The sequence below is a fragment of the Arthrobacter echini genome (assembly GCF_008107445.1).
GTDB lineage: Bacteria > Actinomycetota > Actinomycetes > Actinomycetales > Micrococcaceae > Arthrobacter_D > Arthrobacter_D echini_A.
This window is the reverse complement of the sequence record NZ_VSLD01000018.1, coordinates 1-7666: the sequence shown is the minus strand read 5'-3', so window position 1 is coordinate 7666 and position 7666 is coordinate 1. Positions and strand designations below refer to the sequence as shown.

General features: G+C 62.7%; 6 protein-coding genes. 4 read left to right on the top strand and 2 right to left on the bottom strand.

Going from position 1 to position 7666, the window contains the following annotated elements; translation table 11 throughout:
* Nucleotides 1–257 precede the first annotated feature (257 nt).
* The 4 genes from FQ377_RS14530 to FQ377_RS14515 all read left to right on the top strand — a co-directional run bounded on the left by FQ377_RS14530 (nt 258) and on the right by FQ377_RS14515 (nt 6445).
* A complete protein-coding gene (locus FQ377_RS14530) occupies nt 258–1478 on the top strand; it encodes a metallophosphoesterase family protein (protein WP_136455128.1) in 1221 nt (406 codons plus the stop codon).
* Nucleotides 1478–5167, top strand: coding sequence for an AAA family ATPase (locus FQ377_RS14525; protein WP_148601880.1), 3690 nt, complete (start codon nt 1478–1480; stop codon nt 5165–5167). Before FQ377_RS14530 ends, FQ377_RS14525 begins: the two co-directional genes overlap by 1 nt.
* A 264-nt stretch (nt 5168–5431) precedes the next feature.
* Nucleotides 5432–5893 (top strand): HD domain-containing protein, encoded by a 462-nt coding sequence (locus FQ377_RS14520; RefSeq protein WP_136455125.1) that lies wholly within the window; start codon nt 5432–5434, stop codon nt 5891–5893.
* A 204-nt stretch (nt 5894–6097) separates the two neighbouring features.
* A complete protein-coding gene (locus tag FQ377_RS14515) occupies nt 6098–6445 on the top strand; it encodes a histone-like nucleoid-structuring protein Lsr2 (protein WP_136455123.1) in 348 nt (115 codons plus the stop codon).
* A 48-nt stretch (nt 6446–6493) separates the two neighbouring features.
* On the opposite strand, the gene FQ377_RS14510 is transcribed toward FQ377_RS14515, so the two are convergent.
* The gene (locus FQ377_RS14510) at nt 6494–7204 is read right to left on the bottom strand and encodes a helicase associated domain-containing protein (RefSeq protein WP_136455122.1); all 711 of its coding nucleotides are present in this window, start codon (nt 7202–7204) and stop codon (nt 6494–6496) included.
* A 271-nt stretch (nt 7205–7475) separates the two neighbouring features.
* Nucleotides 7476–7666, bottom strand: a 191-nt coding sequence (locus FQ377_RS14505) for an integrase core domain-containing protein (RefSeq protein WP_148601879.1), incomplete at its 5' end; no start/stop codon positions are given.

Sequence of the window (7666 nt, the reverse complement as noted above, 5' to 3'; positions counted from 1 at the left end):
GGACATTGTCGAGGCCTTCCGGATTGAGCGGCTTAGTCACTGCCGATCTTGGAAGGTCTCGGCCTCATTTCGGAGTCAGGTGCTCACGGCGTGTCGCTCAGCGCTCCCACCGCAAGTATGAAGAGCCCTATTGAGGCACCGATCCGCCCACCTGCCTGCGCCTTCAAATGGGAAGAGCCGCGTAGGCTCTGTCGGATCATCATTTACTGACTTATCGTTGTGGCCGAATCGCCACTATCAGAACTCTTTGGGGGAACATGCGTATTGTTCACGCAGCTGACATTCATCTAGACAGCCCGTTGCGCGGCCTGATGAGGCTCGGTGACGAGGATGTCGCTCGGCAGTTGCGGCTAGCGTCGCGGCGGGCGTTAGAAAACTTAGTGGCCATGGTCGTCACCGAGGGCGCACAGGCCCTCGTCATCGCAGGTGACACCTATGACGGAGACTGGCAGGACTACGCGACAGGCCGGTTCTTCTCCGAACAAATGGCAGTCCTAGAGGCGCACGGAATCCCCGTGTTCATGGCTTCCGGGAATCACGACGCGGAAAGTCAGATCACGAGGACGTTGCGGCTCCCCCCGAATGTTAATGTTCTTTCTACCGATGCTCCGGAGACGGTCTGCCTTGATGATCTCGGGCTCGCCATTCACGGGCAGGGGTACGCGACACGTGCGGTGACGCAGAATCTGGCCCGGGCGTACCCGCAGCGTGTTCCCAATTTGGTGAATGTCGGTATCCTCCACACCGCCGTAGCTGGGGCTGAGGGTCACGAGACATACGCTCCGTGCACGCCGGAAGACCTCGAGCGCGCGGAGTACGACTACTTCGCACTCGGGCACGTGCACCAAGGAGGCGTCATCAACAACGGCCATCACGTCGCTGCCTTCTCCGGTAACCTGCAAGGCCGGCACCCCAAGGAGACAGGTGCGAAAGGAGCCTTAGTCATAGACGTGGAACCCGACGGTCGAGCGCAGCTTCGACACGTGCCCCTGGACGTCGCCCGATGGATGACTATCGATGTGGATGTTACCGGTTTCGCGACCTTTGATGACGTCCTCGAGGACATCGACCAGAAACTCGCCGACGCTGCGACGACGACAGAGAGACGGCTTTTGGTGGCTCGCGTGGAAATTGCTGGCGAAACACAGGCGGCGGGGGCTCTAACGCATCGGGAGGATGTCTACGAGAACGTCGCCAACCTCGCGGCTCGCCATCGAGTGACCATTGAACGAGTCCGTTCCCGCGCGACAGCCCCAAGCGACCAGCAGTCGGTGGACCCCGAACTGCTCGTTGCGCTGCAGAATTCCGCGCCCTCGCTGGCGGAATTGCGAGACATGGCCAAGCCCCTCGCCACGGAAGTCGGCCGATCGCTTCGAGCCGGTCCGGGTATAAACCTCGACGACGATATTTTCCTTCAGGAGCTCGCGAAAAATGCGATCGACGACCTGGTGGCGCGTCTCGCAGGGGAAGGCAACTGATGCGCATTCGGTCGTTGTCCATGAAACCGTATGGCGCGTTCACGGAACGTTCCATCACTCTCGAGCCGGGCCTGAACCTCATCGTCGGCGTCAACGAGGCCGGCAAGTCAACGGCCCTCGACGCCCTCACCGACTTCCTCTGGGGCATCCCGTCGTCGTCTCCGCAGACATTCTTGTACGGACGTCAAGCCCTCGCCATCCGCGCAACTGTGCAACTCGATGACCAGAACGACACAACCGTAAACCTGGTCCGGCGAAGTGCAGGACTTACCGATGAGCACACTGGAGGCGACGCCGAACCCACCTGGACGGCTTCCGGAGACACGCGAAGCCGATGGAGAGACTCATTTGGCCTCGCCCACAAGGACCTCCGTACAGGCGGCGAACAACTCTGCCGCGGCGAAGGCGACCTCGCCGAACTCGTGTTCGCGGCCCGCAGCGGCAGAAGAATCCGAGATCTACTCGTCAACGTTCGCTCGGTTGCGGACGATCTTTACAAACCCCACCGCGGCAACAAGTCCGTCCGGGTGCGAAGCACCCACCTGCAGTACGAACAGGCCGTCGACGCGGAGAAACAAGCGACGGCGAACAGTGCGCAGGTCCAGTCCGCGCGCGAGGCTGTCCTCCGCTCAGCCGCTGACGTTGAACGAGCGACTCAGCGAACCACAGCAGCACGAACCGAGGAGGAAACGGCTAAGCGTCGGCTCTCCGCGGCACCCCACGCTCGCAATCTGGCCGACGCCCTCAACCAAGAGCGCGACATCATCTCCGCCGGTCCCACCCTGTCCGAAGACCAAGTCGAGACGCACGCTAACGCACTTCATCGGACAGCAGCTGCGGACGGCATCCTCGAGACAAAGATGACAGAGCTCGAATCGGTGACGAGTGCCCGGGCAGACATCGTCGTGGACGAGGCGGTGCTGGCCGACGGGGAGACGATCCGCGAGTTGCATCTCAATGCGGGGGCTCAGCTTGCGGGTGGACAGCGGGCAGCCGAACTACTGGACGAGGCGGAGCATCTCGACCGAGTCGCCCTGAAAGAACTGCAGGACATCACGGGCCCGACGGAACGAACGTTAACGCAACTCATCGCGGACCTTCACGTCCCCGCCGAACGGGTGAACCACTTGGACGCGCTGGGTGCCGGCCTGGACGAGGCGAACAAGAAGCATACGGTCAAGGAGCAAGCGGTGAGGGAGGGCGGAAAACGGCTCCGTGACGCAGAGGCTGCGGATACGGGTATTCCTATGGAGGCCGCTCAGGCGGTTCGCGAAGCCGTCAACGCTATTCACGCCGACGGGTCGGCGACGAACCGGCAGCGGGACGCTTTTACCAAGAAGGCGGAGGCGGGACGACGTCGAGATGAAGCCTTGAGAAGAGCAGGCCTGCCCGTCGGGTTCGGAACGCCGGCTTCCATCCCATCCGAGAAAGCTCTCCGCAGCGCATCGGAACGCTTGAAATCTACGCGTTCGGACGAAACCGATACCGCAAGACGGCTCGAAGGGATTCAGCAGACACTTGCGTCGGCCGAAGAAGAACTCGGTGGGGTGACGGTCGAGGGTGTTCCCGATGAGCGGGCGCTGCAGAACGTTCGCTCCGAACGCGACCATGCTGTAACTCAGGTCTTCTCGGATCTGGAGGACGGGCGGACACCAGAAGATGTCCCTGCGCTTCGCACGCACCTCCAGGGCACCATCGCACAGGCGGACGATATGGCCGACGCGCTCCGCCGTTATGCCGATGATGCTGCGCGTCTTGCCGAGGTGACGACACGAATTGCGCTCCACCGGGCCGATCTCGATGAAACCACCGGTCTTCTCGCCAATCGGTCCGAGGCGGTTGCAGTTGCCGAGGGCGCATGGCACCTCATGTGGTCGGCGTTGGGGGCCACGGCACCAGAACCCGACACCGCGCTTCTGGTCCACCAGCACCTCATCGACGCACGCGAAGCCGAAGAAGAAATGGTTGAAGCAAGAGACCTTGCAGCCTCGCTCGGCGAGCAGGTCACGGGTCAAGCTACGTCCCTCCGCAAAGTACTCGCGACGGCGGAACGATCCCGTCCCGACTTCAATCTGGACGCACTCCTAGAAACGGCTGAGATGTTGCTCCAGGAAGACGACAAGGCTCGAGAGACACGAGCGATAAGGCGCCAGCTGGCTCTGCAGAACGCCGACGCGCTCACCGAACGCGACACGGCCGCGACCGAACTCGAGAACGTTCACCGCGCTTGGCGGGACCTACTGCGCACCTGCAACCTTCCCGACGACCTCAGCAGTGCGGCGTGGTCACGACGGCGCGACATCCTTCATTCAGCCCAGGAGAGCCGAGACAAGGCCGAAGACCACCGCCAAACCGGCAACGACGCGAGAGACCTCCACGAAGAGTGGGCACAGGCAGTCGCCCATCTCGCTCAACGCCACAACGTCGTGGCCAATCCACCCGAAGATGCGATCGCGACGCTATCCACTCGATTCGAGGCTGCACGTGCTGCCCGCGACGAAGCGAAACGACTCGACAGCGAGGCGGGGAAGCTGACTGCTGTTATCGAGAAACAGCAGGGCATCCGGACGCTAGCGCACGACGAGCTGCAGGCTCTTCTGTCCGACGTCGGGCTGAAGACCTTGGACGCCCTCAACGAGGCGGCGAGCCGGACCAAGGAAAGTCAGAAGTTGGCAACAGAGATCGCTGCACGGCGGGCGCTTGTCAGGACCGCGCTGCACGACCACCAGGCCGACGACACCATTGAGGAACTCGACGAAGTTCTCCACGCAGCTGTCGACGCCGCCCACACCAAGGTGACCGAAGCGGAAGAAGCTCTTCGCGAGAGCATCGCCGCGAACGCCACCGCCATGGAATACGAGCGGAAGCTCATCAATGCGCCCGGTGCAGCAGAACAGCACGCACGCGCACAAGAGTCACTCGCGGCCGTCGCCGACTACGCCGAACAGTTCCTCGTGGCGCATATTCAAGCAACCGTGCTCGAGCGCGAACTTGACGCCTACGAACGCAAACATGCCTCACCACTGCTCGATGGGGCAGGAACCTTCCTCGAACGCCTCACCGGCGGGCGCTATGTCGCATTCGCTGCCCGAGACCTCCCCACCGGCCGAAGCCTCGAAATCATTGGGGCAGACGAAGAGCGCCACGGGCCACAAGACCTGTCGGAAGGCACCGCCGACCAGGTGTACCTCGCCCTCCGCCTTGCTGGTATCGCCTCCCTGCAAGCCGAACGAGCGAACGAAGGAGCACCTACCCTCCCCGTCGTCCTCGACGACATCCTCATGACCTTCGACGACGCCCGAGCGACAGCCGCCCTGCAAGTCATGGCCGAGCTCGCCGACAAGTGGCAGATTATTGTGTTCAGCCACCACAGCCACCTCGCCGACCTTGCCACCAACAAAATACCGACCGCGCACGTGTCCCGCCTCGATCATCCACCCCACATCACGGCGTCCCGGGCCGCATCGGAAGTACGCGAGCGAGCCCACACGCCCGTTCAGCAACACGCCCCTACCCGGTCACCATCAGCGCGCAAAATGAAGACAGGTGCAGAACCAAACTCTGATCCTGGCGCCATTCGAGAATGGGCTCGACGGCAAGGACACAGTCTCGGCAACCGCGGCCGCATCCCCGCCAACATCACCGCCGACTACAACAAAGCTCACGCTGGACTCGACCACCTCGCCTAAACAGCACGCCGAGCCAGCCCTGACGAACTAGCAAGGACCAACAATGTCGTTGGCGAATCAGTCGTTACCTCGTAACTGACCCGCGGATTCCGCGGATTCCGTTCTGGCGCGCCATGCACGTTGCAGCCCACAAGCCATCCATGGGCAGCCGGTGGTGGGCGTCCCGCATTTGCTGCCCGATACAGTCACAAGAGAGCCCCGAAACCGCCACGAACATCCAGGACATCTTGGACAGTGCACGTGTGCCCCGGCCCAGGAGGAACCGTGAAGGATATAGCCACGCCCGCGAACATCATCGCTGCGACCGCCCATGACGAGCAGACAGATAAGGCCGGCGCCCCCTACATCACGCACCCGGCACGGGTCGCCGCCGCCGCCCGGCACGCCGCCCCGGCCCACCTGGCGGAGCAGGCTGAGGCCGTAGGGTGGCTGCACGACGTCGTCGAGGACGCCAGCGTCACGATCGAGCAGCTCCGCGCCCTGGGCTTCCCCGAACCGGTCCTCGCCGGCGTCGACGCGATGACCAAACGCCACAGCGAAACGGTCGAGGAATACTTCACCCGGGTCAGGGCCAACGCGCTGGCGTGCATCGTGAAGAAAGCCGACCTCGACGACAACACCAACCCCGAACGCCTCGGACAACTTGATGCTCCCACCCGGGCACGACTCGCCACGAAATACCAGCGCGCCCGCACACTCCTCGCACTGGACGGCGCCGACCAATAAGGCCACGGCGGATTCCCCCGTGGTGCGTCGCATTGCTCACGAATCGTCTCCTCACGCTCTCGTACATATGCGCGAACAAGCGAACCCGAGTAGCGGCCGATCATTCTTGCGTATTGCGTGGTGTGCGCCACACATTGATATCGCGATAGGCTGAAGGTAATGGGGCCAAAATACCCGACAACGATTTCAGGAGTGACAGAAACTATGGCACAGCGTGTACAGATCGAATTGGTCGATGACCTCACCGGTGACGTGGCCCAGGAAACCATCCGTTTCGGTGTCGATGGCACCGAGTACGAGATCGACCTGACCACCGAGAACGCGGACAAACTCCGTACCACCCTCACCGAATACGCGGACAAAGGCCGGAAAGCCAGCGGCCGGCGCGGGCAGGGCAGTAAATCCCCCGCCTCCTCCGGGACAGCATTAGATAAAGCCAAGCGCGAGGAAACGCAGCGGATCCGCCAATGGGCCAAGGACAACGGGCACACCACCAGCTCGAGGGGCCGGGTCTCCCAATCCATCGTCGACGCCTACAACGAAGCCCACTAACACCCCCAGGGTCAGGACCAGGCACCTGCCGCACAGCCGGCTCACTCATCAACGTTCTACTGACCGCGCTCTTCCCAAAACCACCTCGTTCCAGCCAGGCACGACCTGGTTCAGGCGTTGGAGCCTGTCGGGGCGGAGCCTGCCTTTGCGGTGCCAGGTGCGTTGCCGGCCGAGCCACACCGCCAAGATCTTCTCCTCCGGATACCGGGCCTTCTCGTGGCGGGGAAACCGGCCCCGCTCGGCCCGGAACAGCCGTAACTCCTCGAGGCGTCGCTCCCACAGCTCCTCCGGGTTGCCTTTGCGGGTACCGACCCACTCCCCCACCGTGTCCAAGGCGACGATCTTCTCAGCGGCGAGGTTGCCTGCATCGAACACCCGGCGCTGATTCTCAATCCACCGGTACAACACCCGCGCCACCGTGCTGTCGTTCTGCGCCGGTAACCCACCATGGGCACCAACATAGGCAACGAGCTCGGTGTAGTGCTCCCACCACACCTGGTCCCGGCTCCACCTCCCCCGCTGCTGGTGGTTAGCTGGTGCCGGCTGGTCGTGGACGAACCAGCGACGGGCGAACCAGCCAGGATTCCGGGCCGCTTCCCGACGGACGGTCCTACGCACCATGGCCGTATCGGCCCTGCACCAGGCAGTAATCCTCTCCACCGACACACCGCGGGAGTAGAACAGCAACCACTCCTGCCTGCTCTCACACACACCATGGGGGTACTCGTGCTCAGCGAGGATCAACTCATCGAAGCGCACCCGCGACCCTCCCTCTTACGTAGCAGGCGGTGGCCGCCACCGGATCCGCTGACGCAATACGATTCAGCAGCTTTCGGGTCACCAGCAGCTCTCACATCATCGAGCAGTCACCGTTTCGGGCACATCACCCGATCGGCACCACGGTCCTTGAGCGAAAGCCCGTAGCTTCTGGCGTCCTCAGCGCCGACACGCATAGCTGTGAATTCCTAGCCCTTGGATCCCCAGCGACTACGTATTGCCTGTGGTTGGGTCCCCGTTAGCAGTCCAGTGGCTATGCGATAGCTAGTTGGTTGTCTGCGGTCCAGCGTTTCCAGTAGGTCGAGGGTGTCATTCCATCGAGGGATCCGTGGGGCCGTTCATGATTGTAGATGTCCTTCCATTCCTGGGCGAGGTACCGGGCTTCGGCCATGGTGTCCAGGATTTCCCCGGTGAGTTGTTCCCTTCTGAATTGGGCGTTGAAGG

What these genes read in the sequence shown, in the direction of transcription:
- FQ377_RS14525 (WP_148601880.1), top strand. Translation starts at nt 1,478, where the DNA reads ATGCGCATTCGGTCGTTGTCCATGAAACCGTATGGCGCGTTCACGGAA.
- FQ377_RS14530 (WP_136455128.1), top strand. Translation starts at nt 258, where the DNA reads ATGCGTATTGTTCACGCAGCTGACATTCATCTAGACAGCCCGTTGCGC.
- FQ377_RS14515 (WP_136455123.1), top strand. Translation starts at nt 6,098, where the DNA reads ATGGCACAGCGTGTACAGATCGAATTGGTCGATGACCTCACCGGTGAC.